The organism is Actinoallomurus soli (assembly GCF_024055715.1).
GTDB classification, from domain to species: domain Bacteria; phylum Actinomycetota; class Actinomycetes; order Streptosporangiales; family Streptosporangiaceae; genus Actinoallomurus; species Actinoallomurus soli.
The window spans coordinates 206,514-230,309 of sequence record NZ_JAMXMV010000008.1; the positions used below are offsets into that span (position 1 = coordinate 206,514).

The following is a 23,796-nucleotide window of genomic DNA, read 5'->3' on the forward strand; positions in this document are numbered from 1 at the left end:
CGGCCCCGGGCGCGCGTCCGGGGCCCGTACGGCGTCGGGCTCAGCAGGTGTTGAGCATGCTGGTCAGCGCGGTCTTCTCCGCGCTCTGCAGGGTCAGGCCGTAGTACCACTTGACCTGGATCCAGGCGCGTGCGTACGTGCACCAGAACGACGTCAGCGACGGCTTCCAGGTGGTCGGGTCCTGATCGCCCTTGGCCTGGTTGACGTTGTCGGTGACGGCCCACAGCTGGGGCTCGTTCAGGTCGTTGGCGAACGCCTGGCGCTGCGCGGTCGTCCACGCCCACGCGCCCGACCGCCAGGCCTCGGCGAGCGGGACCAGGTGGTCGATGTCCACGTCCGAGGCGGCGGTCCAGGTCGCTCCGTCGTACGGGCTGTACCACTTGCCGGAGGTGGCGGCGCAGCTCGAGTCGGTCACGACGTTCGTGCCGTCCCGTTTGAGCACCTCTTCGCGGGTGTTGCAGGTCCCGCTGATGGTGATCCAGTGCGGGAACAGGGAGCGGTCGTAGGTCGACTGGTGGCTCTCGGCGGCGACGGTGAGCGTGGCCAGCCGTGACGCGGCGGTGCTCGCGGAGGGGATGTTGGGCGGGGTGGCGCCCGCCGTTCCGGCGGTGCCGGCCGTCAGCGCGGCGACCAGCGCCAGCGCGCCGGTGACGGCGGCGAAGGCTCGCTTCACGAGCTCTCTCCTTCTGCCCGCTGCTCCGGCCAGGCGGGGGACTGGTCAGATACGGAGCAGTCGACATACGGAGAGTCGCCGAACGCGACAGACGCGGAAATATCATCTGTTGCTTGCTAAGGCTGCTGAGTTCGTAGCAAATCGCCCATGACGCCGCACGGCCTGGGCGAAGGGCCGCCCGCCTCCGCTCGCGCCGGGGGAACGTTCAGCGCCGGCCCCCGCCGCGTACGGCCCGCTGCCGCCCGTACGTCGCGGAGCGTTCACCTCCCTTGTGGATCACCCCGGTGAAGGGCAGTTGACGGGGGTTTAAGCGCGGTGAAACCAGCCCGAAACAGCACCAAGTGCAGGATTGAGGTGTTCCGAGAGCCGGCGAGAGAAGGGACCGACACATTGCTGTTCACGCCCGCCGCCCCGGTCCCGACCGTGCGGGACACGCCCGGTCACGATCGCTGGCATCCCGACCTCCCGCCCGTCGCCGAACTGGTCGCGGGTGGCTCCGTCCGGATGCGGTGCCAGGGCGGCGAGCCGCTGTGCGGCCCGGTCGGAGTGGTCGGCGCGGAGCCCGGCGACCTCCTCATGGTGGAGGTCCTCGGCATCGGCCGTACGGACGGCCGCTCGACCGCCGGAGCGCACCCGGGAATCCTCGGTCTCGCCCCGTCGCACGCGATGCTCCGGGACCCCGCGGGCGATCCGGTCGGCGCGGTCCTCGGCCCCGTCCCGCCGGCCACGGCCGGACACGCCCACGTCGCGGCGTACCGCGACCGGGCCTCGTGCCGGGCCCTCACGTCACGGTCGCAGATCCTGCTGCCCGTGCACGTGCCCGGCGCGCGCATCTCCGTCGGGGACCTGCACTTTCCCGAGCGGGGCCGCTGCCGCACCGCCGGCGGCTGGATCGACCTGCGGGTGCATCTGACCAAGCGGGGAGTCGAACGGTTCCGGGTCACCGAACCGGTGCTCATGCCGCTCACGACCAGTTCCCTGGACGCGACCGTCGCCGGCCTGACCGCCGACGTCGCCTAAGGCTCGCGCGGAGGCGCGAAGGAGGAGGTGAGTGCCTAGCGGATAGCGTTCGGATACCGTCAGGAGGCACCGACGCCGGGGGGAGCGATTCGTCTCCCGCACCCCCCGGCGTTTCCTGTGCGCGGCGCCGGCCCGGTCCGACGACCGGTGACCGCTCTCGTACGCGGCGCCGGCTCGCGAAACGACCCGGTGACCGCTCCTGTGCGCGGCGACCGCGTCAGCCGCTCGCCTGGTCGGTGTCCTGGAAACTTCCCCAGCCGTGCCAGCGGTCGATCTCGATCCAGGCGCTGACCCGGCCGCGGTCCCGCTGCGGATACGGGCGGCCCGTGTACTGCTCGGACAGCCGGTCGATGTCGGCCAGGTCCTCGTCGTCGCGCATCTCGGTCACGCGGCCGATGAGGGACACGTGGGTGTACCAGTCATCGGAGTCGAGCACCGTCAGCGTGACCCGCGGATCGTTCCGGATGTGGTCCAGCCGCTTGCGGCTCTCGTCCATGTTGATCAGGATCCGGCCGTCGTCCCAGAGGTACCAGGTGGCCGTGGAGACCGGCTGCCCGTCGGACCGCACGGTGGCGATGACGGCGGGGTTGGGCTTCTTCAGCATGGCGATCGCGTCCTCGGGAAGCGGCGGCTTCGACATGACGCGTCCTCCTTCCGCGCTGCGCGGCCCACGCCGGCGGGCCACGCCAGATGATCGACGGGATGCACCTCCACGCTGCCACACCCGGCGGCGGCCTCCCGCAGCACCCCTCTCAGGACGCCGGCGGCCGGTCGTCGCCGAGAGCGGCCAGGTGGGCGGTGAGGTCGTCGGCGAACCGGCCGAGGAGACGGCCGAAGGCCTGCCGATCCTCGGGGGACCAGCCGGCGAGGGCGCCGGCGAACCAGCCGAGCATGGTCGTCAGGTAGCGGTCGGCGGCCGCCGCCCCCTCGGTGGTCAACTCGATCAGGCGCGCCCGCTGGTCCTGCGGATCGGTGACCCGGCGGGCCAGCCCGCGCCGCTCCAGCACGTTCATCTGGCGGGTGACGTGCGGCCCCACGACCTGCATGCGTTCGGCGATCTCTCCGACGCGGAGCGGCCGGTCGGCCATGTGCAGGGTCACGAGGATCGTCATCGCCGGCCGGTCGATGGCGATGCCGACACGTTCCATGGTCCGCTCGACCAGGTCGCTGCGCCTCATCACCTGGCCGAGCTGTGTGAGGCGGGGGAGGACCGCCAGCAGATCGATCTCGGCGGCCCCGAAGCCGTCGGCGGATTGCTCGTCGTCCATGAAACCTTCTTTGGATACCTAAGTTAGGTATATAGTCTCGGTGGCGGCGCGGAGATCTGGGGTCATCGCGCCATTGAAAAGGATACCTAAGGTAGCTATATAGTCGTGCGTCCCGGCGTGCGGCTGGGAGGAGCAGAGATGAGCAGCTCGACGAGAGGCACGGTCCTGATCTCCGGAGCCAGCATCGCCGGCCCGGCCCTGGCCTTCTGGCTCGGCCGGTACGGCTTCGACGTCACGGTCGTGGAGAAGGCGGCGGCACTCCGCAGGGGCGGATACCCCATCGACATCCGGGGCACCGCGCTCGAGGTCGTCCGGCGCATGGGGATACTGTCCCGGCTACGGGCCGCCCATGTCGACACCCGCCGGATCACCTTCCTGAACCCCGACGGCAGTCCGATCACCTCCCTCCGGCCCGCCGCCTTGGCCGGCGGCGACGAGAGCAGCGATCTGGAGGTGCGCCGCGGGGATCTCGCCGACGTCCTGTACGACGCGATCCGCGACGACACCGAGTTCCTCTTCGACGACTCCATCGCCGCCCTCGACGATCGCGAGGGGGGAGTGGACGTGACCTTCCGCGGCGGGGGCCGGCGCACCTTCGACCTCGTCATCGGCGCCGACGGCCTGCACTCCAACACCAGGAGCCTGGTCCTCGGCCCGGAGGAGCCGTTCCACCGTTACCTCGGCTACTGCTTCGCGGGATTCACCCTGCCCAACGACCTCGGGCTCTCTCATGAGGGCGTCATCTGGAACGAGCCCGGCAGGGCCGCGGCCCTCTACGCCGTCGGCGACGGCGACGGCGACGAGCTGTTCGGCTTCCTGCCCTTCGCCCGCCCCGAGCCGCCTTTCACCGCCTTCCGCGACCCGGACGCGCAACGCGACCTCGTCACGTCGGTCTACGCCGGCGACCGGTGGGAGATCCCGCGCCTGACCGCGGCGATGCGCACCGCCGACGACCTCTTCTTCGACGTCGTCAGCCAGATCCACCTGCCCCGCTGGTCGGCCGGACGCGTCGCGCTCGTCGGGGACGCCGCGCACGCGCCGTCGTTTCTCACCGGGCAGGGCACGAGCCTCGCACTGGTCGGCGCGTACATGCTCGCCGGTGCGCTGGCCACCGAACCGGACCACACGGCGGCGTTCGCCGCGTACGAGCGATCCACCCGCACGTTCGTCGAGATGAACCAGGCGCTCGTCACCGAGGGGAACGCCGCGCTCTTCCCGAGCACGCCGGAGGCCCTGGCCGCGCGCAACGAGGCGCTGCGCGGGCTCGCCGCCTGCCCGGCGACACCGAACGCCCCGAGCACTCGGCGCTCACCCTGCCCGACCTCGCCGTCGCGCACTGACCGGGGAGCGCAAGAGAACGGCCCGGTCCGCTGCTCGCGGACCGGGCCGTTCGTCGTCTTCGCCGGGGCGACCGCGTCACGCGGCCAGGGGCACGTCCATGCGCTGGGCCATCTCCCGCATGCGGCGCAGGGCGGCCAGCTCCATCTGCCGGACCCGCTCGGCGGACACGCCGAGCCGGCTGGCGATCTCCCGGCGGCTGTGCTCGGTGCCGTCCTCCAGGCCGAACCGTGCCCGCAGCACGGTCGCCTCGCGCGGCTCCAGGCGCTCCAGCATGTCGTCGATGATCTCCAGCTGGACGCCCGCCATGGCCTCGTCCTCGGGGGAGGGCGTCGTCTCGTCCGCCAGCAGGTCGCCGAGCGAGGTCTCCTCGTCCTCGCCGACCACCGCGTCCAGGCTCGCCGGGGTACGGTCCCACTGGTCCAGCTCGCCGATGCGCTCGACCGGCAGGTCCAGCTCGGCGGCCAGCTCCTCGTTGGTCGGCTCCGAACCGGTCAGCAGCACGAGCTCGCGGCGGGCCTTGCGCAGCCGGTTGACGTCGGTGTGCACCGCGCCCGGCAGGCGTACGGACCGCGACGAGTTGGCCAGCGCCCGGCCGATGGCCTGCCGGATCCACCACGTCGCGTAGGTGGAGAACTTGAAACCACGCCGCGGGTCGAAGCCCTCGACCGCCCGGATCAGGCCGATCGTGCCCTCCTGGATCAGGTCGAGCAGGCTCAGGCCGTCTGTCGGGTACCGCCGGGCGACGCTGACGACGAGGCGGAGGTTGGCCAGGATGAAGCGGTCCTTGGCCGCGTCGCCGCGGGCGGCGACCTCTTCCAGCTCCTCGCGGGTCGCGCCGTCCGGCATCGTGCCCTCGTCGAGGTGGTTGTGGGCCAGCAGCCCGGCCTCCATCGCCAGGGCGAGCTCGATCTCCTCTTCGGCGCTCAGCAGCGGCGTGGCGGCGATCTCGTCCAGATAGGCCCCCAGCAGATCGCCGTCGGCCGCCCGCCCCGGGCGCCTGACGCGCCTGCCGTCACTCGTGGTCGCCGCCATGGCCACCTCGCTCTCACATCGAATCCCAAACGGATCAACGCGGATGTGCCCTCTGCTGTTCCGCGATACCCGATTGCGGGCAGCCTCAACATGACAGAGAGCACCCGAGGCGTTGCCACGGGTGCTCTGTGCCATGGTGCGTCATGGCGACCGACGCGAAGGTCTCAGGCGCGGACGGCCTGGATCTCCAGCGTGATGTCGACCTTGTCGCCGAGGAGGGCCTTCTGGCCGCCGGGCAGCGGCACGTTGAACTCGATGCCGTAGTCCTTGCGGTTGATGGAGCCGGTGGCGGTGAAGCCGGCGCGCGTGCCGCCCCACGGGTCCTCGCCGACGCCGTTGAACTCGACCTCGAGGGTGATCGGCTGGGCGATGCCCTTGATCGTGAGCTCACCGTCGAGCAGGTTCGTGTCGCCCTCGACGCGGACGCCCTTGCTCTGGAACGTCATCGCGGGGTGGTTCTCGATGTCGAGGATGTCGGCGGACCGGACGTGGTTGTCACGGTCGGCGTTGCGGGTGTCGATCGACTTGAGCTGGATCTCGGCGGTGGCGGTGGAGGCCGCCACGTCCTCGGCGATCTCGATGGCGCCGGAGAACTCGGTGAAGGAGCCGCGAACCTTGGACATGAGGTGACGGATGCTGAAGGTCACCTCGGAGTGGGTCGGGTCGATGTTCCAGGTCCCCGCGGTGAGGCCCAGCTCGGTGGCGGTAACGCTCATGATGGCTCCTGTGCTTGAATCTTCAACGACTGATGCGGGCCAGTTTAGTTGAAACTTCAACTGAACACAACACCGTTTCAGAGTTTTCAACCCCGCACCGGGCCGGTCTCATCCCGCCCCGCGGCCGACGTCCGCCGGGACGGTCAGAGCGACACCCGCGCCGCCGTCCGGCGGCCTCCCCCCAGGATGCCGTACGCGCAGGGGGCGATGCCCTGCTCAGTAGGCGGTGAGCCCGCCGTCGACCACGAGTTCCGAGCCGGTGACGAACGAGGACTCGTCGCAGGCGAGGAAGAGGAAGGCGGGGGCGATCTCGTCGGCGCGGCCGGCTCGGCGCATCGGGGTGCGTTGGATGTCCGGCTGCTGATCGCCCTGCTCGTCCAGGATGTCCTGGATCATCGGCGTCGCGATCACCCCGGGATGCACGGAGTTGACCCGCACTCCCTGCCGGGCGTACTCGACCGCGGCGGTCTTGCTCAACAGGCGCACCGCGCCCTTGGACGCCTGGTAGGCCGCGGCGGCGCCGCTTCCCACGAGTCCGAGCACCGACGAGGTATTGATCACCGACGCGTTGCCGCTCGCGCGCAGCAGCGGCATCGCCGCCTTCATGCCGAGCCACGTGCCCTTCTGGTTCACGTCGATGACACGGTCCCAGGCCTCCTCCCGCGTGTCCTCGATGCCCGGCCAGTCCACGATGCCGGCGAGGTTCACCAGCACGTTCAGCGCGCCGAAGCGGTCGCGTACGACGCCGATCGCCTTGTCCCACTCCTGTGAAGAGGAGACGTCGAGGCGGACGGCGACGACCTCGGCGCCGCCCGCCTCGATCCGGCGGGCCAGGTCCCGCAGGGGCCCGTCGGCGACATCGGTGATCACCAACCGAGCGCCTTCGCGGGCGAACAGTTCGGCGGTCGCGGCGCCGATGCCGCCGGTCGCGCCGGTGATCAGCGCGACCTTGCCGGCGAGTCGTCGTCCTGTCATGGGAGATCCTCCGGATTCTCGTTCAGCGGCCGTCCGGCCGTGTGCCACCGAGTCTGCGCAGGTCGGCAGGCGGTGACCAGGACGTGCGCTGCCTGGGTGCGGCGCACCCAGGCAGCGCACGGGCAGCACGCGCAACCGCCTCATAGCCTGGCCACATGGACGACAACCACCTGGGAGGATTCCTGCGCGCACGCCGCGCCGGGCTGCAGCCGGAGGAGGTCGGCATGGCGAGCCACGGAACCCGCAGGGTCGCCGGGCTACGCCGCGAGGAGGTCGCCGTCCTGGCGGGAGTGAACACCGACTACTACACCCGCCTGGAACAAGGGCGCGAGCGCCACCCCTCACCGCAGGTGCTCGACGCCCTCAGCCGCGCGCTGCGCCTGGACGTGGAGGCCCGAGCACACCTGTACCGGCTGGCCGGGGCGGCGCAGGGCGACCGGCCCTGCGCCTACGTCGCCGGCCAGGTCAGCCTCGCGCTGCGCCGGCTGATGGACGGCTACCCCAACACTCCGGCGTACGTCATGAACCGGACCCTGGACATCCTCGCCACCAACGCTCTGGCCGACGCCCTCTACGCCCCGTTCGATCCGGCGGACAACCTGGCCCGCATGACCTTCCTCGACCCCGCGGGCCGATCCTTCTACACGGACTGGGACCGGGCGGCCCAGGCCACCGTCGCCAACCTCCGCCAGGCGACCGGCTTCGCCCCGAACGACCCGCGGCTGGCCGAACTCGTCCGTACCCTCACCGATCAGAGTGCGGACTTCGCCCGCCTTTGGAACGCCCACACCGTCCGAGGCAAGACCCGGGACGCCAAGCGCTTCCTGCACCCCGACGTAGGCCCTCTCACGCTCACCTACCAGGCCTTCGACGTACGCGACGCCCCGGGCCAGCAGCTCGTGATCTACCATGCCGAACCGGGCGGTGCCGGCGCCCAGGCCCTGGATCTCCTCGGCTCCATTCACGCGACCCGGCACCGGGCCGAGCCCCGCCCCCACCGCTGATCGGCCGACGCGGGACGTCGACCTGCCGTCTCCACGCTCGGCCGTCAGAGGCCCTCGCGGTCGGGACGATCAGGGGGTGACGCGGGCGAGTGCGCCGATCTCGAGCGCAGTCCACAGCGCGCCGTCGGGGCCCAGGGTGATGCCGTGCGGCTCCGAGTTCGCCGTCGGCAGTTCGTACACGTCGATCCTGCCGTCCGGTGCGGTGGAGCCGACGCGGTTACGGCCCCATTCGGTGAACCACAGCCGGTCGTCGTCGCCGGGGGTGATGGCGTGCGGGCGGGCGGACCGGTCGGGCAGCGGGAACTCCTCGATCAGGCCGTCGGCTCCGATCCGGCCGATCTGGCCGGCGGCGATCTCCACGAACCACGATCCGCCGTCCGGCCCGGCGGCGATGCCGAACGGCCCGCAGTCCGGGGTGGGCGGCGAGAACTCCGTGACGGTGCCGCCGGTCGTGATCCGTCCGATCCGGTGCGCCTGGTACTCGGTGAACCAGAGCGCACCGTCCGGCCCGGTGACGATGATCGTCGGCCCGCACGCCGGATCGAGCCGGTGGCTCGTGGGCTCGGCGCCGGGAACCAGCCGCCCGATCCGGCCACCCTGGACCAGGGTGAACCACAGCGCGCCGTCGGGGCCGGTCGTGATCGCGTACGGGCCTGCGCCCTGGTCGGCGACGACCTGTTCCTCGATGGACACGGCTGTCATCGGCTCTCCTGGGATTCGTTGGTGGTCAGACCGAAGAACTCCTCACCCGCCGGGGCCTGAAGCGCGTCGAAGGCCGCCACGAGTCTCCTCTCCTCCCACTGGAAGTGGGATTCGAGGATGGCGGTCAGCCCGTCGAGCTCCCGCCCCACGTGTTCGGCGTTCTCCGGGGTGAGCGTCGCGAGGAGGGGTTGCAGCCTGTGGAGGATGTCCGCGACCAGCCGGTGATCTCGCCGCAGCTCCTCCAGCACCGGATTCAGCTCGGGGAACTGCTCGCCGAGAATCTGGAACGCGGTGGTGTCCTCGCTGGTGTGGTGCCGGGTCAGCGCTTCGCAGAAGGCCGCGCAGTGTGCCTGGAGCGGCACCGGCGCGGCGCCGCCGGTATGGTCCGCGACCTCGTCGCGGAGCCGCGCCAGCTCGGCGCGGAGCCATTGATGAACCTCGACCAGCTGCCGGCCGAGCGCCCGTGCTCGGTCACCGTACGGCTCGGGGGAGGGCGGGGTCGGCTCAGGGTTCAAGGAGGGCATGCAGCAACTTTCGATCAAGGAGAACAGGCAGAAGGGATCACCGAAACCGGCCGCGCGGCGGGCGGACGGAAATGGTGAATCTGGTGCGGACCGCGGTGGGGGACGTGAGCCCCGGCGTCGTTCAGTGAGAGAGAAGACGTGGACGCATGGCGGTCTCCTTGATCACGGTGCCTCCATGCCGACGCCGTCCACCTGGCGCCGACACGCGGCACGCGGAGTTACCTATCACGGTGCCGGGAGACGGACAACCCTCCGCCTCGGCGCCGGCGGTTCCGCCGGGTGGCGGCCGACGCGCGGCGAGGCGGCCCGGGCCCCCGCGTCGGGCCGCCTCGCCGGGCGGATCAGGCGAAGACCGTGCCCGTCTCGGTGAAGAGCGACTCCAGGACCCGTAGGGCGCGCCACGCCTTCGTCATGCCGAACCGAGCGGAGAACCGTACGACGGCGCGGGCCTCGTCGGGGGTCGCGCCGGCGGCCAGCGCGCGCGTGACGTGGAGGCGGAAGCTCTCGTCGAGCGTCTGGTAGAGCACGTCGACCGTCATCGTCGCGAACGCGCGTTCCCGCACGCTGAGCAGGTTCATGCCCGCGCGCATGCGGGACTGCAGGTCCATGTAGCCGGCGAACGGAGCGTCGAGGTTGCGGACGGCCCGCCGGGCCGGTGCGGGGATCGGGCTCTCCTGGCCGTCGGCGTTCACCTCATGGCCGTGGCCGGTGGGGCCGGTCAGGCCCTGCTCCTGCTCGATGCCGGTCAGCCGGGCGAGGGCGGCCAGCGCCGCCGGATAACCGCTGTCGTACGCGATGAAGCGGAGAAGCTCCCGCAGGTCGTCGGCCGACAGACCGTGCCCCCGCGCCATCGCGACGTGGGTTTCGAACGGCAGCCCGAGGGTCTGCCCGCAGACGTCGGCGACGAGGGACAGCAGGATCTTCTCCCGCGTCGACAGCTCTGGGAGCTCGTCCCAGAGCATGCGGTCGGTCGCGGCGCTCATCTCCGCGAACACCGGGTCCAGCGCCTTCAGCTGTGAGTCGGATGGGAAGCGCATGACGCTCCTTCGATAAGTGAACGGCTGTAGCGCTACGACTGTAGCCTGACGAGCGTCCTCCTACAATGGCGGACCTATGGACGAGATCTCTTCGACGCGAGGCGAGACGGGGGAGGCCCCGAGCGCGCCCAGGGCGCGCACCCGCGGCCGGAACCCCCGTGGCCAGGGCGAACGCCTCCGGGACGAGATCGTGTCGGCCACTCTCCGGCTGCTCGACGAACTCGCCGACGACGAGGCGCTGTCCATGCGGGCGGTGGCACGGGAGGTCGGCGTCGCCGCGACCTCCGTCTACATCCACTTCGAGGACCGGGACGCGCTCGTGTACGCCGCGCTGGAGCGCTGCCACCGCGATCTGGTGCGCGGCCTCGACCGGGCCGAGGCCGCCGCCGGCGACCCGGCCGCCCGGCTGCGCGGCCGGCTGCTCTTCCTCGGTACGTGGGTCGGCGAGCACGCCGGTCTCTACAAGGTCCTCCACGAGAGCACCATCAACCAGCGCATGCACCTGGCGTTCAAGGACGAGCTGGCCGAGCGCACCACCGCCGCCGTCCAGCGCTGCATCGACGCGGGCCTCGCCCCGGCCGACGACGCCACGGCGGTGGCGCTGGACCTCAGGGCGGCCGTCCACGGCGCCGTCTCGATGCGCGTGAACGAGCCCGACCTTCCCTGGCCGCCCCTGCAGGAGCAGATCGACCGCTTCCTCACCAAGCTCGTCGGCATCCGCCCGCTGAAATAGACGATCCCCCGTCCTTGGCTCCGGTGTTCAAGGACGGGGGACGCTTCGGGGGGGCGTTACGCGCTTCGGTCGAGTGTCGCGACTTCGACGCAGTTGCCGCCGTTCTCTCCGCTGCGGCTCGACTTGCGCCAGTCGGTGCTGTTCAGGTCCATCGTTCCTCTGCCGTTCTGCGAATGAACTCGATCGACTCGTTCTGGGGCATGGCGTTTGCCTTGATGGATTCCCATGCCTCTGAGAGGATTGCCAGGTCGTCCCGGCCGCTCGTGACGATTCCTCTCACGGCTGTCTCCACGTAGGCCACGTCGTTCCCGTCGACGGTCGCGATGGTGAAAGCTCCCAGGCTTCGGGGGTTCACCGCCGAGCGTACAACTTGGATCGTGAGCCGGGGAGATGGCGAATCTGCCAGCGCCATCAGCTGGTCGTACATGGCTTTGGCGCCGCCGCGCTCCCGGTAGAACACCGCCTCGTCGAGCACGAAGTGCAGCGCCGGTGGCGTTTCCCGATGCCTGATCGACTGCCGGTCCATCCGCGCCGCGACGGCGGCCTCGTCTCCTTGCAGGAGCGCCCGCGCGTACTCGTCCGTCTGGAGCAGTCCCGGAACGAGGGCGACTTCGAACGATCGGACGAGTGCGGCTCGCCTTTCCTCTTCGAGCCAGGGGCGGAACCAGCCCGGTAGGGACTCGTTGTCGAGTTGGTCGTAGACGGCCATGAGGGCGCCGCGGGGGAGGTTGAGGTTCTCCTCGATGGAGGCGACCTGTTCGCTGCGGGGGCGGAGCTGGCCGGTCTCGAGGTTGCTGAGCCAGCCGTCGGAGTAGCCGAGGCGGTTGGCGAGATCCTTTTGCAGTATTCCGGACGCATCGCGATAAGTGCGTACGAGTCGTCCGAGAGTGACGAGCGTCGGGCTGGTCTGTCGGCCCATGACATCCCTTTCGCCGGATTTTACGGTGCTCCACGCCTCACCGGCGCGCCTTGTGCATATCGGCCCCGTCGGTAAGGCCGTTCTCAGCGTAAACGTCATCGGCCATTGTTGGGAGGGAAATCAGGAACGGAGGAACATTCTCATGCGATGTCGAAGAATCGCGGGGGACATCCGAACCTACTCCGCTACATGGCCATGACGTCGCCGGATGAGCTCAAGCGGTCCGTCGATCGGCTCCGGGAGGTTCTTGAAGCGCTCGGCCCTAGGGGAACGTCGGTCGCGGTCGATCTCACGCTTCTCGACCGCCTCGTACGGCGTTATCCGGCAGCCGCTCGCAGAAGCCTCGAACTGCACGAAAGAAAGGAAGAATCGCGATGATTTCGGGGTCGGATATCGACCGGGAGGACAAGTGGCGGCCGTTCGGTGGCCGGGTGGCCGCCAGGCGGCCGGGAATGCTGCGGTGGGAACGCCGTTTCGCCGGAACACCCGACGAGGTGGGCGCCGCCCGTACGTTCGTGAGCCAGTTGTTCGCCGACGCCCCGTTCGCCGCGAACGCGGCGTGGGTCACCGGGGAGCTGGCCACCAACGCCATCCGCCACTCGGCCTCGGGGCGTCCCGGCGGGACGTTCACGGTCGCCCTGTACCGCTGGCCGACCTTCGGCGAGATCCACGTCATCGACGCCGGTGGGCCGAAGGAACCCCGCCTTCCGCGGCAGGACCCGGTCGGGGCCGCCCTCGCCGACGGGGGTGACCTCCCCGAGAGCGGACTGGGCCTGTACGGGATCGGCGCCCTGGCCGACCGGTACGGCACCTACCGGCACGCGGACGGCAGCCGCGCGGTGTGGGCGCGCCTCCGTTTCGACCGATCCGCCTGAAAGGGCAAGGCGACATCGCCGCCTCCCGTCGCCGTACAGCCGCCGTGGCGGCCACGACCCGGCTCGTCAGCGCCGCTGTTGACCGGCCGAATCGGGCGATTCAGGCGTGAGGCCGTCCGTGACAGCGGCCAGGTGGCGCCGACGGCGGCAAGGCGTCCGCAGGGGCGGCTGGTCGAACAGCAGCAGAGGCAGAGCCTGGCAGAGGTGGTCGGTGATGCGGTGAGATCCGGGACGGCAGTACTCACTTACTGCGGAAGGTGAACATACGCCGCGAGGAGAACGGTTGCGGTTCTCCGACGAAACGGTGCATGCCGACCCCGAAATCCCAGGAGGCATCGGACAACCATTGCCGTTCGAAACCCTGTTCCTCGAACCAGGCGCAGATTTGTGGTACCTGATCGGGGGCTGAGCGACGGCGCGTCCAGATGACGCTACCGCCGGTCTTGCACAGCTCTCGGCATCCGCTGATGGTGCGCTGAATGTCCTCATCGAGGATGTTCCCGAAGACACCACAGGCAAGAACGACGTCTGCCGGCATCATGCCTTTGTATTGGTCGAAGAGCCCGGCGTCGGCCGCAACCACCTCGACTTTGTCCAACCCAGCCGACCGGGCCGTATTTTCCGCGACTGCCACGTTGCGAGGATCCAGCTCCACCAGACGGGCACTGACATCGTGACGGCGAGGGTGATCGGTCAGTACACCCAAGATGTCGTGGCCTTGGCCGGCACACATGCTGATGACCTTGAGGGAACCAGGCCCGGCGTTATCGAGGGCCTCAACTATTCGTGCCTGAACGATGGGCAACCGCTGTGCCAGCCGCGAGCCTGGCTGGTCGTAGTCCTCATGCCAGGTATGCCAGTCCACGCCCGTACTTTACCGCGGTCGCTGCGGCAGCTCCTGAACCACACCTCGGGGATCGCCGATCACCGTAAAAGCTCGCGCAGACATCGGCGACATTGGCACTGGGTGCTGCTCTGCCCGTGGTTTCCGCCGGTTCTTCCAGTGCGACGACGTCCGACTGCGATGCCGCGGTCGGGACGGTCGGCTCGCCCCGGCACCCATCGGCGGCGAACCGTCGGCGGCGAACCGACCCACCTCGTGCTGCCCGACGGCGAGCGGAGTCGCTGCCGCGAATCTTCCGCCAAATCGGTTGTAACCGGAGTCGATCTCCATCCCGTCTTCTGGGGCAAGGGAGCGCGCGCCCCGGCCGGAAGGAAGGTGCGAGATGGAAGAGAGGCTGCGGGAGATGTTCCGTCAAGAGATGTCCGCCGAGCAGGAGCCGCCGCTCGGTGGATTGGTCGAGGGCGCCGTACGCGAAGGCCGGCACCGGCGGCGGCAGCGGAGGGCCTGGCTCACGGCGGGCGTGACCGGAGCGGCGGCGGCCCTGGCCGTCACCGCGTTCGCGGTCATGCCCGGCAACGCCGGCAGGTCGGCCGGGACCACGGCGAGCGCGACGACCGGTGGGTCCACTGGGACGAGCGCGAAGGGGAATACGATCCCGGCTCCTGTGCTGGCGGCCGAGTCGACCTCGACCGTCATCAAGCAGCCGAGTGGCCCGAAGCTGCCGGTCACCGACGCCGCGGCGGTGGAGCAGCTCATCCGGCTGCTCCCGAAGGGCCGGACCAGCGGCTACGCCAAGGGACCGCAGGCAAAGGGCCGGTACGCCTTCGGCCAGGTCTACCTGGACACCGGCAAGGGACCGGGCATGGTCCGGGTCTTCATCTACAAGGGCGGGCTGGGTGCGGAAGCGTGCCGCACCAAGCGCACCGCCCACGACGTGGCCATCCTGAAATCCCTGCGGGATCACATGCTCAAGGGCGAAAAGACCGAGGCGGAGCGCCGGCAGACCGAGCAGTGGTACCAGAAGAGGTTGGCGGACAAGCTGCCCGGCTGCCGCGACCTGCCCGGCGGTGGCCGGGCCCAAGTCACGGCGAACCCCACCGGCAGTGAGGTCGCGGTGGACCACGGCAACGGCGTCACCGTGCAGATCATGACCACCAACTGGCTGGCCTGGAACGGTAAGGAGAACCCGCCCGGGACCGTCGCGCTGACCCCGGCGCAGGCGCTCAAGATCGCCGCAAACCGGGCGTGGGGCGCCAAGATGGATGCCGCGCTCGTCAAGAAGGCCGCCACGGACTACCCGGCCCTGCCCACCGTCAACTGACCGACCGCCGGTACGGCGGGCCGCCTCCCGGCGGCCCGCCGTACCGGGTCGCCCGTGAAGGGACCTCGATGCGCGACGACGACGCGTTCTGCGAATTCGCCGAGGCGGCCGGTGACCGGTTGCGGCGGACGGCCTTCCTGCTCGGCCACGACTGGCATCTCGCCCAGGACCTGACCCAGATCGCCCTCGCCCGGCTGTACGTCAAGTGGCGCCGGGTCGACGACCCGCACGCGTACGCGAAGAAGATCATGTTGCGCGCGTTCCTCGACCACAAACGTCGGCGCAGCACCGACGAGGTCACCACCGCGGAGGTCCCCGAGACGCCCGCCGACGCCGACCAGGGGGACCTGCGTCTCACCCTCCTCACCGCGCTGGGGCACCTGGCGCCGCGTGAGCGGGCGATCGTCGTGCTCCGCTACTGGGAGGACATGAGCGTCCGGGACGTCGCTCGCCTGCTCCGCATGTCAGAAAGCAACGTGAAGGTCCAGAGCATGCGGGCCCTCACGAAACTCCGCACTCTTCTGAACGAGGAGACCGAGGCCGACGCGACGACCGGCCGCTTCTGAGCGCGGCCTGACTACTCCCCGCGGGCCATCACGTCCCTTCCCCCGGCACTCTTTGCTCTGCTCACTCGGGGTATGCACCTGGTCCGGTCCAGTGCATACCCGAGGTGAGCAGAGCAAAGGTCCTGCGGAAAGCATGGGGGCCTGGACGCCCGCCACCGGACGACCGGTGCGGTGGCCGACACGAGATCCGACCGATCGCTCGGAGAACCCGCGCCCTGTGCGCCCCTAGGGTGGGGGAGTGGCCAGGACTGATGAACGCTGGGCGTTGGGCGGCGATCTGAGCGTCGCGAGGATCGGGTACGGCACGATGAAGCTGACCGGGTGGCCGCGCGGCGACCGGCCCGCCCGTGAGACGGCCCTGGCCGTCCTGCGCCGGGCGGTGGAGCTCGGGGTCGACCATCTCGACACCTCGAACTACTACGCGCGCGACGGCGTGGCGGCCAACGAGCTGATCCGCGAGGCACTGTCCCCGTACCCGGACGACCTGGTGATCGTGACGAAGGTGGGGGCGCTGGTCGAGGGTTCGGACATCGCCCTGCCCGCCGAACGGAAGACCGGCCTCACGCCCGACAACCTGCGTCGCGGCGTGGAGGCGAACCTGCGCTCGCTCGGCGTGGACCGCCTGGACGTGGTGAACCTGCGGATGGGTGACCTCGACCGCTCCGAGGCGTCTCTGGCCGGGCCCCTCGAAACGCTGCTCGCGTTGCGCGAGGAGGGCCTGATCCGCCACCTGGGCGTCTCGAACGTCACGGCGGAGGAGTTCGAGCAGGCCCGCGCGATCGCGCCGATCGCCTGCGTCCAGAACCTCTACAACGTCGCGCAGCGGGACGACGACCCGCTCGTCGACGCCTGTGCGGCGGCGGGCATCGCGTACGTGCCCTTCTTCCCGGTCGGCGGGTTCACGCCGGTCACGGCCGGAAGCCTGGAGGCCGTCGCCGCCCGCCACGGGGCGACCGTGCCCCAGGTGGCCCTCGCCTGGCTACTGGCCCGGTCCCCGAACATCCTGCTGATCCCGGGAACGAGCTCGCTGGAGCACCTGGAGGAGAACATCGCCGCCGGCACGCTGAACCTGAGCGCAGAGGACCTCGCCGAGCTCGGCTGAGGGCCCGCTCTCCTCAGGCGTCGTCCCCGGCCCGTACGGGATCGGCCTCGACGACGGACAGTTCGCCCACCGACTCGGACAGGGCGGTACGGGCGTCGTCGCCGATGCCCGCGTCGGTGATGAGCACGTCGGCGTCGCCCAGCCGCGCGATCGTGGACAGGCCGACCGTGCCCCACTTGGTGTGGTCGGCGAGGACCGCGAGGCGTCGTGCCGCGGCCACCATCGCCCGGTCGGTCTCGGCCTCCATGAGGTTCGGCGTGGTGAACCCGGCGCGGGTGCTCATGCCGTGGACGCCCAGCAGCAGCAGATCCACGTTGAGCGACCGGATGGCGCTGACCGCGACCGGGCCGACGAGCGCGTCCGAGGGCGTGCGGATGCCGCCGGTCAGGACGACCGTCTGGTCCGCGCGGGCGGCGCGGTGGAACACGTCGGCGATGCGCACCGAGTTCGTGACCACCGTGAGGTCGGGCACGTCCGTCAGGTGGTGGGCGAGGGTCCACGTGGTGGTGCCGGCGGACACGGCGATGGCCGTGCCGGGGCGTACGAGCCGGGCGGCGCGGCGGGCGATGGCATCCTTCTCCTGCCGCTGGCGCACCGACTTGGCCGCGAAGCCGGGCTCCTCGGTGGACGCGGTGCCGATCGTCGTCGCGCCGCCGTGAACCTTCGCGACGAGCCCGCGCTCGGACAGCACCTCGAGGTCACGGCGGATCGTCATGTCCGAGACGCCGAACTCCCGGACGAGGTCGGCCACGCGGACGCCGCCGCGCTGCTGGACCCGCTCAAGGATCGCCTGCTGCCGCTGCTGGGCCAGCATCGTCCCTCCTTCACGCGGCCGGGTGCCGGAGGCAGCCTCCCGCCGGAACCCGACAGGTGTCAACGCTGTCCGACGGGCCACAAATTTGGATCTTGTTGGTTCGTGTTCGGCGAGGTACCAACGGTCATGCGCACAGTTCGATCTCTGACCTCCGCCGTCACCGCGCTTGCGATGGGGGCCGCCACCGCCGTCGCGCTCGCCCTCTCCTCCGCCCCGCCGGCCGCGGCGCTCGACAACGGCCTGGCCCTGACCCCGCAGATGGGCTTCAACAACTGGAACGCCACCCACTGCGGGGCGGACTTCAACGAGGACATGGTCAAGGGCATCGCCGACCTGTTCGTGTCCTCGGGCCTGAAGGACGCCGGCTACCAGTACGTCAACCTCGACGACTGCTGGGCCGAGCAGAACCGCGACGCGAACGGCGACCTGGTGCCGAACAGGACGCGGTTTCCCAGTGGGATCAGGGCGCTCGCCGACTACGTCCACTCCAAGGGCCTCAAGCTCGGCATCTACAGCAGCGCGGGCACTCTGACCTGCGCGGGCACCATGCCCGGCGCACTCGGCCACGAAGAGCAGGACGCCAGGACGTGGGCGTCGTGGGGCGTCGACTACCTCAAGTACGACAACTGTAACAACCAGGGCGTGGACGCGATCCAGCGCTACACGAAGATGCGCGACGCGCTGAAGGCCACCGGACGGCCGATCCTGTACTCCATCTGCGAGTGGGGTTCCAACCAGCCCTGGCTGTGGGGCAAGGACGTCGGCAACTCCTGGCGCACCACCGGCGACATCTCCGACAGCTACTCCTCGATGCTGTCGATCGTCCACCAGAACATGGCCCTGGCCCAGTACGCCGGGCCCGGGCACTGGAACGATCCCGACATGCTCGAGGTCGGCAACGGCGGCATGACCGGCACCGAGTACCGCTCGCACTTCAGCCTCTGGTCGATCATGGCGGCCCCGCTGCTGATCGGCACCGACCTGCGCAAGGCGTCCGCGGCCACGATGTCCATCCTCGAGAACAAGGAGGTCATCGCCGTCGATCAGGACCGGCTCGGCGTCCAGGGCGCGCCGATCAGCACGGACGGCGGCCGCGACGTCTTCGTCAAGCGGCTGGCCAACGGCGACCGCGCGGTGGCGCTGTTCAACGAGGCCGACTCCCCGCAGCGGATCGCCACCTCCGCGAGCGCCGTGGGCCTCCCCGGCGCCGCCGCGTACACGGTGCGCGACCTGTGGGCGCACACCACCCACGAGACGGCCGGCGTCATCGCCGCGACCGTTCCGGCGCACGGCACGGTGATGTACCGCGTCGCGGCGGACCGGTCCTGGGCGGAGTACCCGCCCGCCGTGGACCTCGGCATCGGCCTGCCGGTGGCCTACCCGGGCGCGCTCCCCATCCTTCAGCCCGGTACGGGCGCCACGGTGACCACCACCGTCGCCAACGCGGGCCGACGGCCCGCGCTCCGTGTGAACGCCACGCTCACCGGCCCCGGCGGCTGGACGGTCCAGGCCACCTCGGCGCGGACCCGCCCGGCCCTGCCGACCGGGAGTTCGCTGACCACGAACTGGACGGTACGGCCCCCGGCCGACGCCGCGCCCGGCACGTACACGCTGACCGCCCGGGCCGGGACCGCCGATGAGACCCTGACCGGTGACGTCCAGGTGACGGTGCGGAAGCTGGACGCGCCGCCGTCCGGCACCTCCTACCTCAGCGACCTGACGTGGGTGCGGGCGGCGAACGGCTGGGGCCCGGTCGAGAAGGACCGCAGCAACGGCGAGACCGGGGACGCCGACGGCAACCCGATCACCATCAACGGCGTGGTCTACCAGAAGGGCCTGGGCGCGCACGCCCCCAGCACCGTCGAGTACTACCTCGCCAAGCGCTGCACGGCGGTGTCCGCCGACGTCGGCGTGGACGACGAGAAGACCCAGAACGGCTCGGTCACCTTCGAGATCTGGGCCGACGGCACCAAGGTCGCCGACAGCGGCCTGCTCACCACGGCCGACCCGGCGAAACACCTGACGGCGGACGTCTCCGGCGCGCAGTTCGTCAGGCTGATCGTCACCGACGGCGGCAACGGCGTCGACAGCGACCACGCCGACTGGGCCGACGCGAAGGTCACCTGCGCCTGACGCTCCCTATCACGCGGGGCGGCCCGCGGGCCGCCCCGCCCGCATTCGGGGCGCTTATCCCGATGCGGTGGGGTAGGCATGTCTCATCGGCGATCTCGGGGAGGAGACACATGCTGGGACTGCCGGACGGCGTCACGGCCTGCCTGTTCGACATGGACGGGGTGCTGACCCGCACCGCCACGGTGCATGCCGCGGCGTGGAAGGAGATGTTCGACGAGTTCCTGCGGGAACGGGAGGGGCCGTCGTTCCGGCCGTTCGACCAGGTCAAGGAGTACGACGAGTACGTCGACGGCAAGCGCCGGGAGGACGGGACCCGGTCGTTCCTGGAATCGCGCGGCATCACGCTGCCCGAGGGCTCGCCGGACGACCCGCCGGGCGCCCCGACGATCGAGGGGCTGAGCAAGCGGAAGAACGAGCTCGTGCTGCGAAAGCTCGCCGAGGACGGCGTCGAGGTGTACCCGGGGTCCGTGCGCTACGTACGGGCCGCCCGCGAGGCGGGCCTGTCCACCGCGGTCGTGTCGTCGAGCGCCAACACCGCGCAGGTCCTGGACGCCGCCGGAATCGCGGACCTGTTCGACGCGCGGGTCGACGGGCTGACGGCCAAGGAGCGGGGCCTGGCGGGCAAGCCCGCGCCCGACATGTTCCTGGCCGGCGCCGAGGCGCTCGGCGTGCCGCCGTCGCGGGCGGTGGTCTTCGAGGACGCCCTGGCCGGTGTCGCGGCCGGGCGCGCGGGCGGCTTCGGGTGCGTCGTGGGCGTCGACCGGATCGGCCAGGCCGCGGCGCTGAAGGAGCACGGCGCGACCATCGTCGTCAAGGACCTGTCCGAGCTGCTGGACCGCGACGGCGAGGGGGAGCGCGCATGATCCGGCAGGCCGCCTACACGGTCGAACCCTGGTGCGTCCGCGAGCAGAGCCTGGACCTGGACACCCTGGCGCAGAGCGAGTCGGTGTTCGCGCTGTCCAACGGCCACATCGGCCTGCGCGGGAACCTGGAGGAGGGCGAGCCGCACGGCCTGCCCGGCACCTACCTGAACTCGGTGTTCGAGCTGCGGCCGCTGCCCTACGCGGAGGCCGGGTACGGCTACCCCGAGTCCGGGCAGACCGTCATCAACATCACCAACGGCAAGGTGATCCGGCTGCTCGTCGAGGACGAGCCGTTCGACGTCCGGTACGGCGAGCTGCACTCCCACGAGCGCGCGCTGGACTTCCGCGCGGGCACGCTGACCCGCGAGGTCGAGTGGAAGTCCCCGGCGGGGGACTCGGTGCGGGTCCGCACGGTCCGGCTGGTCTCCCTGGTGCAGCGCGGCGTCGCCGCGATCCACTACGAGGTCGAGGCGGTGGACCGGCCCGTCCGCATCGTCGTGCAGTCCGAGCTGGTCGCCAACGAGTCCCTGCCCGACCTCGGCAAGGACCCGAGAGTGGCCGGGCGGCTGGAGAATCCGCTGGTCGGCGAGGAGTCGGTGGCCGACAAGGACACCGCGGTCCTCGTACACCGCACCCGCCACAGCGGCCTGCGGGTCGCCGCGGCGATGGGCCATGAGATCGACGGCCCCGAGTGCACGATCACCTCCGACAGCTTCGAGGACGTCTGCCGCTACACGATCGCCACCCGCCTCCAGCCGGGTCAGCGGCTGCGCGTGGTCAAGTACCTGGCCTACGGCTGGTCCAGCCAGCGGTCCCGGCCCGCCGTGCACGACCAGGTGATCGCCGCGCTGGCCGCGGCCAAGATGACCGGCTGGGACGGGCTCGTACGCGAGCAGCGCGCGTTCCTCGACGACTTCTGGGCGGGCGCCGACGTCGAGGTGGAGGGCGACGCCGAGGTCCAGCAGGCCGTACGGTTCGGCCTCTTCCACACGCTCCAGGCGGGCGCCCGCGCCGAGCGCCGCCCCCTCCCCGCCAAGGGCCTGACCGGCCCCGGCTACGACGGTCACACGTTCTGGGACACCGAGACGTTCGTGCTCCCGCTGCTGACCTACACCCGGCCGGAGGCCGCCGCGGACGCCCTCCGCTGGCGGCACGCGACCATCGACCTGGCCAAGGAACGGGCCGAACTGCTCGGGCTGCGGGGCACGGCGTTCCCGTGGCGGACGATCGCCGGGCAGGAGTGCTCCGGCTACTGGCCGGCCGGGACGGCGGCGTTCCACATCAACGCGGACATCGCCGACGCCGTCATCCGCTACACCGACGCCACGGCGGACGAGGACTTCTCCCGCGACGTCGGCCTCGACCTCCTCGTGGAGACCGCGCGCCTGTGGCGCAGCCTCGGTCACCACAACGCGAAGGGGAGGTTCCGCATCGACGGCGTCACCGGCCCCGACGAGTACAGCGCGATCGCGGACAACAACGTCTACACGAACCTCATGGCCCAGCGGAACCTCCGGGCCGCCGCCGACCTCGCCGAGGACTACCCCGAGCAGGCGCGCCGCATGGGCGTCACCGAGGAGGAGACCGCGGACTGGCGGGACGCCGCGAACGCCATCGTCATCCCCTACGACAAGCGGCTCGAGGTGCATCCCCAGAGCGAGGGCTTCACGCACCACGCGCGCTGGGACTTCGAGAACACCCCGCCCGACCACTATCCGCTGCTGCTGCACTATCCGTACTTCGACATCTACCGCAAGCAGGTCGTCAAGCAGGCCGACCTCGTGCTGGCCCTGCACCTGCGCGGCGACGCGTTCACCGAGGAGGAGAAGCTCCGCGACTTCGTCTACTACGAGGGCCTGACCGTCCGGGACTCCTCGCTGTCGGCCTGCACCCAGGCGGTCATGGCCGCCGAGACCGGGCACCTGGAGCTCGCCCACGACTACATCGGCGAGGCCGCGCTGATGGACCTGCGGGACCTGGAGCACAACACCCGCGACGGCCTGCACATCGCCTCCCTCGCCGGGACGTGGACCGCGCTCGTCGCCGGCCTGGGCGGGATGCGGCAGTACACCGCGCGGCTGACCTTCGCGCCGCGGCTGCCTCCCGGGATCTCGCGGCTCGCGTTCCGGATGCGGTTCCGCGGCCGGCGCCTGAAGGTCACCATCGGCCACGACGAGGTGGTGTACGAGCTCCTGGGCGGCGAACCGCTGGAGATCGACCACTACGGGGAGCCCGTCCGGCTCGACGGCGGCGCCGTACGGGTCGGCGTGCCGTCGCTCCCGTCGCGGCCCAGTCCCACGCAGCCGCCCGGCCGCGAGCCCGCCCGCCGCGACAAGACCGTCGCCAGGGGACCGCGCGCCGAGTAGGGGACTCCACGGGCGGGCGGGGACCCGCCCGTGGCACCCGATGCGAAGGCGTGCGATCTGTGTGATCATCCCCACAGGTGTCGGAGGGAGGCCGCGTGGACGTACGTCAGATGCGCTACGTCCTCGCCGTCGCCCAGACCGGGAACGTGCGCCGGGCCGCCCAGCTGCTGAGCGTCGCGCAGCCGACGCTCTCGCAGCAGCTCGGCATCGTCGAGCGCGAGGTGGGCGCGCCGCTGTTCGAGCGCACGGCGCGCGGCATGCACCTGACGCCGGTCGGCGAGGTCTTCGCCGCCCACGCGGAGGAGGTTCTCGGCGTCTTCGACCAGGCGCTCACGGCCGTCTCCGAGGCGGTGGCGGGCGAGTTCGGCGGACTGCGCCTCGCGGTCGCCGACGGGCTGTCCGACGTCGTGCGGGCGATCCTCGGCACGCTGCGCGGTCTCGCCCCCGGGGCGCGCGTGCGGATGACCCGGATGCGCACCGCCGAGCAGGTGGCGCACATCGTCGGGGAGGACGTGCAGGCGGGGCTGGGCTACCGTCCGGTGCCCGCCGCCGACGGCGTCTCCCGCCTGGTCGTCCACCGGGCCCCGGTCCGCGCGCTGCTGCCGCGCGGCCACGCGCTCGCCGCGCGGGAGTCCCTCTCCCTGGCCGACCTCGCCGAAGAACCGCTGATCCTGCCGAGGACCGCCGAGGCGGCGCGCTTCGTCGACCAGTTCGCCGGGCGCGGCCTGCATCCGCGGTTCGGCCCGGCGGCCTTCGGCCACGATCTGGTCCCCCTGCTCGTCGCGGCGGGGGAGGGCTACACCCTGTGCGTACGCGAGGCGGCGCAGGTTCCGGCGGGGCTGGTGTTCCGGCCGATCCTCGAACCCATGCCGCCGATCGAGGTCGTCCTGCTGTGGCGGCGTGACGCCGGAGGCGCCCTGCCCGCGCTGGTCGCGGCCGCGCGGCACCTCACCCTGTAGGCGGGGCGT

General features: G+C 70.9%; 24 protein-coding genes and 1 pseudogene. 12 read left to right on the plus strand and 13 right to left on the minus strand.

Features of this window, described 5'->3' with window-relative positions:
• Nucleotides 1-40: 40 nt before the first annotated feature.
• A complete protein-coding gene (locus tag NDW01_RS21610) occupies nt 41-673 on the minus strand; it encodes an HNH endonuclease family protein (RefSeq protein ID WP_252823075.1) in 633 nt (210 codons plus the stop codon).
• Nucleotides 674-1,063: 390 nt separating this feature from the next.
• Here NDW01_RS21610 and NDW01_RS21615 point away from each other — a divergent pair, with 390 nt between their 5' ends.
• A complete protein-coding gene (locus NDW01_RS21615) occupies nt 1,064-1,693 on the plus strand; it encodes an acetamidase/formamidase family protein (RefSeq protein WP_252823076.1) in 630 nt (209 codons plus the stop codon).
• Between the two features lie 217 nt (nt 1,694-1,910).
• Here the strand turns inward: NDW01_RS21615 and NDW01_RS21620 are convergent, their stop codons facing one another.
• Both NDW01_RS21620 and NDW01_RS21625 read right to left on the minus strand, forming a co-directional pair.
• Nucleotides 1,911-2,333: a PPOX class F420-dependent oxidoreductase gene (locus tag NDW01_RS21620; RefSeq protein ID WP_252823077.1), complete on the minus strand. Its 423-nt coding sequence runs from the start codon at nt 2,331-2,333 to the stop codon at nt 1,911-1,913.
• 112 nt (nt 2,334-2,445) lie between these two features.
• Nucleotides 2,446-2,961, minus strand: coding sequence for a MarR family winged helix-turn-helix transcriptional regulator (locus NDW01_RS21625; RefSeq protein ID WP_252823078.1), 516 nt, complete (start codon nt 2,959-2,961; stop codon nt 2,446-2,448).
• A 138-nt stretch (nt 2,962-3,099) separates the two neighbouring features.
• On the opposite strand from NDW01_RS21625, the pseudogene NDW01_RS44385 reads away from it, so the two are divergent.
• A pseudogene (locus NDW01_RS44385) lies at nt 3,100-4,023 on the plus strand (FAD-dependent monooxygenase); the annotation flags it as partial.
• 354 nt (nt 4,024-4,377) lie between these two features.
• On the opposite strand, the gene NDW01_RS21645 reads toward NDW01_RS44385, so the two are convergent.
• The 3 genes from NDW01_RS21645 to NDW01_RS21655 form a co-directional block, all read right to left on the minus strand.
• Nucleotides 4,378-5,334 carry a sigma-70 family RNA polymerase sigma factor gene (locus tag NDW01_RS21645; protein ID WP_252776217.1) on the minus strand — a complete coding sequence of 319 codons (957 nt, stop codon included), beginning with the start codon at nt 5,332-5,334 and terminating at the stop codon, nt 4,378-4,380.
• Nucleotides 5,335-5,498: 164 nt separating this feature from the next.
• Nucleotides 5,499-6,050: a YceI family protein gene (locus NDW01_RS21650; protein WP_252823082.1), complete on the minus strand. Its 552-nt coding sequence runs from the start codon at nt 6,048-6,050 to the stop codon at nt 5,499-5,501.
• 216 nt (nt 6,051-6,266) lie between these two features.
• Complete coding sequence (locus NDW01_RS21655) at nt 6,267-7,025, minus strand: SDR family NAD(P)-dependent oxidoreductase (protein ID WP_252823083.1); 759 nt, start codon at nt 7,023-7,025, stop codon at nt 6,267-6,269.
• A 155-nt stretch (nt 7,026-7,180) separates the two neighbouring features.
• Here NDW01_RS21655 and NDW01_RS21660 point away from each other — a divergent pair, with 155 nt between their 5' ends.
• Nucleotides 7,181-8,029, plus strand: coding sequence for a helix-turn-helix transcriptional regulator (locus NDW01_RS21660; RefSeq protein ID WP_252823084.1), 849 nt, complete (start codon nt 7,181-7,183; stop codon nt 8,027-8,029).
• Between the two features lie 69 nt (nt 8,030-8,098).
• On the opposite strand, the gene NDW01_RS21665 is transcribed toward NDW01_RS21660, so the two are convergent.
• The 3 genes from NDW01_RS21665 to NDW01_RS21675 all read right to left on the minus strand — a co-directional run bounded on the left by NDW01_RS21665 (nt 8,099) and on the right by NDW01_RS21675 (nt 10,292).
• Nucleotides 8,099-8,731, minus strand: a complete 633-nt coding sequence (locus NDW01_RS21665) for a Vgb family protein (protein ID WP_252823085.1) — start codon at nt 8,729-8,731, stop codon at nt 8,099-8,101.
• On the minus strand, nt 8,728-9,255 hold the full coding sequence (locus NDW01_RS21670) for a hemerythrin domain-containing protein (RefSeq protein WP_252823086.1): 528 nt from the start codon (nt 9,253-9,255) through the stop codon (nt 8,728-8,730). Before NDW01_RS21670 ends, NDW01_RS21665 begins: the two co-directional genes overlap by 4 nt.
• A gap of 341 nt (nt 9,256-9,596) precedes the next feature.
• Nucleotides 9,597-10,292 (minus strand): carboxymuconolactone decarboxylase family protein, encoded by a 696-nt coding sequence (locus NDW01_RS21675; RefSeq protein WP_252823087.1) that lies wholly within the window; start codon nt 10,290-10,292, stop codon nt 9,597-9,599.
• Between the two features lie 76 nt (nt 10,293-10,368).
• On the opposite strand from NDW01_RS21675, the gene NDW01_RS21680 reads away from it, so the two are divergent.
• Nucleotides 10,369-11,025: a TetR/AcrR family transcriptional regulator gene (locus NDW01_RS21680; protein WP_252823088.1), complete on the plus strand. Its 657-nt coding sequence runs from the start codon at nt 10,369-10,371 to the stop codon at nt 11,023-11,025.
• Nucleotides 11,026-11,081: 56 nt separating this feature from the next.
• On the opposite strand, the gene NDW01_RS44390 is transcribed toward NDW01_RS21680, so the two are convergent.
• Together NDW01_RS44390 and NDW01_RS21685 are read right to left on the minus strand one after the other, a co-directional pair.
• Nucleotides 11,082-11,177, minus strand: a complete 96-nt coding sequence (locus NDW01_RS44390; RefSeq protein WP_406567748.1) for a DUF397 domain-containing protein — start codon at nt 11,175-11,177, stop codon at nt 11,082-11,084.
• Nucleotides 11,168-12,043, minus strand: a complete 876-nt coding sequence (locus tag NDW01_RS21685) for a helix-turn-helix domain-containing protein (protein ID WP_252823089.1) — start codon at nt 12,041-12,043, stop codon at nt 11,168-11,170. The genes NDW01_RS44390 and NDW01_RS21685 overlap by 10 nt, the downstream gene beginning before the upstream one ends.
• A 275-nt stretch (nt 12,044-12,318) precedes the next feature.
• Between NDW01_RS21685 and NDW01_RS21690 the strand changes: the two genes are divergently transcribed.
• Nucleotides 12,319-12,819, plus strand: coding sequence for an ATP-binding protein (locus NDW01_RS21690; protein ID WP_252823090.1), 501 nt, complete (start codon nt 12,319-12,321; stop codon nt 12,817-12,819).
• 241 nt (nt 12,820-13,060) lie between these two features.
• Here the strand turns inward: NDW01_RS21690 and NDW01_RS21695 are convergent, their stop codons facing one another.
• Complete coding sequence (locus tag NDW01_RS21695) at nt 13,061-13,684, minus strand: class I SAM-dependent methyltransferase (protein ID WP_252823091.1); 624 nt, start codon at nt 13,682-13,684, stop codon at nt 13,061-13,063.
• 361 nt (nt 13,685-14,045) lie between these two features.
• On the opposite strand from NDW01_RS21695, the gene NDW01_RS21700 reads away from it, so the two are divergent.
• From NDW01_RS21700 to NDW01_RS21710, 3 genes are all read left to right on the plus strand, one after another.
• A complete protein-coding gene (locus NDW01_RS21700; RefSeq protein WP_252823092.1) occupies nt 14,046-14,984 on the plus strand; it encodes a hypothetical protein in 939 nt (312 codons plus the stop codon).
• A gap of 68 nt (nt 14,985-15,052) precedes the next feature.
• Complete coding sequence (locus tag NDW01_RS21705) at nt 15,053-15,550, plus strand: SigE family RNA polymerase sigma factor (RefSeq protein WP_252823093.1); 498 nt, start codon at nt 15,053-15,055, stop codon at nt 15,548-15,550.
• Between the two features lie 238 nt (nt 15,551-15,788).
• Nucleotides 15,789-16,652: an oxidoreductase gene (locus NDW01_RS21710; protein WP_308211754.1), complete on the plus strand. Its 864-nt coding sequence runs from the start codon at nt 15,789-15,791 to the stop codon at nt 16,650-16,652.
• A gap of 13 nt (nt 16,653-16,665) precedes the next feature.
• Here the strand turns inward: NDW01_RS21710 and NDW01_RS21715 are convergent, their stop codons facing one another.
• Nucleotides 16,666-17,466 (minus strand): DeoR/GlpR family DNA-binding transcription regulator, encoded by an 801-nt coding sequence (locus tag NDW01_RS21715; protein WP_252823094.1) that lies wholly within the window; start codon nt 17,464-17,466, stop codon nt 16,666-16,668.
• Between the two features lie 126 nt (nt 17,467-17,592).
• On the opposite strand from NDW01_RS21715, the gene NDW01_RS21720 reads away from it, so the two are divergent.
• The 4 genes from NDW01_RS21720 (at nt 17,593) to NDW01_RS21735 (ending at nt 23,787) form a co-directional block, all read left to right on the plus strand.
• Nucleotides 17,593-19,599, plus strand: a complete 2,007-nt coding sequence (locus tag NDW01_RS21720) for an NPCBM/NEW2 domain-containing protein (RefSeq protein WP_252823095.1) — start codon at nt 17,593-17,595, stop codon at nt 19,597-19,599.
• Between the two features lie 110 nt (nt 19,600-19,709).
• The gene (locus tag NDW01_RS21725) at nt 19,710-20,462 is read left to right on the plus strand and encodes a beta-phosphoglucomutase family hydrolase (protein ID WP_252823096.1); all 753 of its coding nucleotides are present in this window, start codon (nt 19,710-19,712) and stop codon (nt 20,460-20,462) included.
• Entirely contained in the window at nt 20,459-22,828 is a 2,370-nt protein-coding gene (locus tag NDW01_RS21730; protein ID WP_252823097.1) for a glycoside hydrolase family 65 protein, read from the plus strand. The genes NDW01_RS21725 and NDW01_RS21730 overlap by 4 nt, the downstream gene beginning before the upstream one ends.
• A gap of 95 nt (nt 22,829-22,923) precedes the next feature.
• Nucleotides 22,924-23,787, plus strand: a complete 864-nt coding sequence (locus NDW01_RS21735) for a LysR family transcriptional regulator (RefSeq protein ID WP_252823098.1) — start codon at nt 22,924-22,926, stop codon at nt 23,785-23,787.
• Nucleotides 23,788-23,796 lie beyond the last annotated feature (9 nt).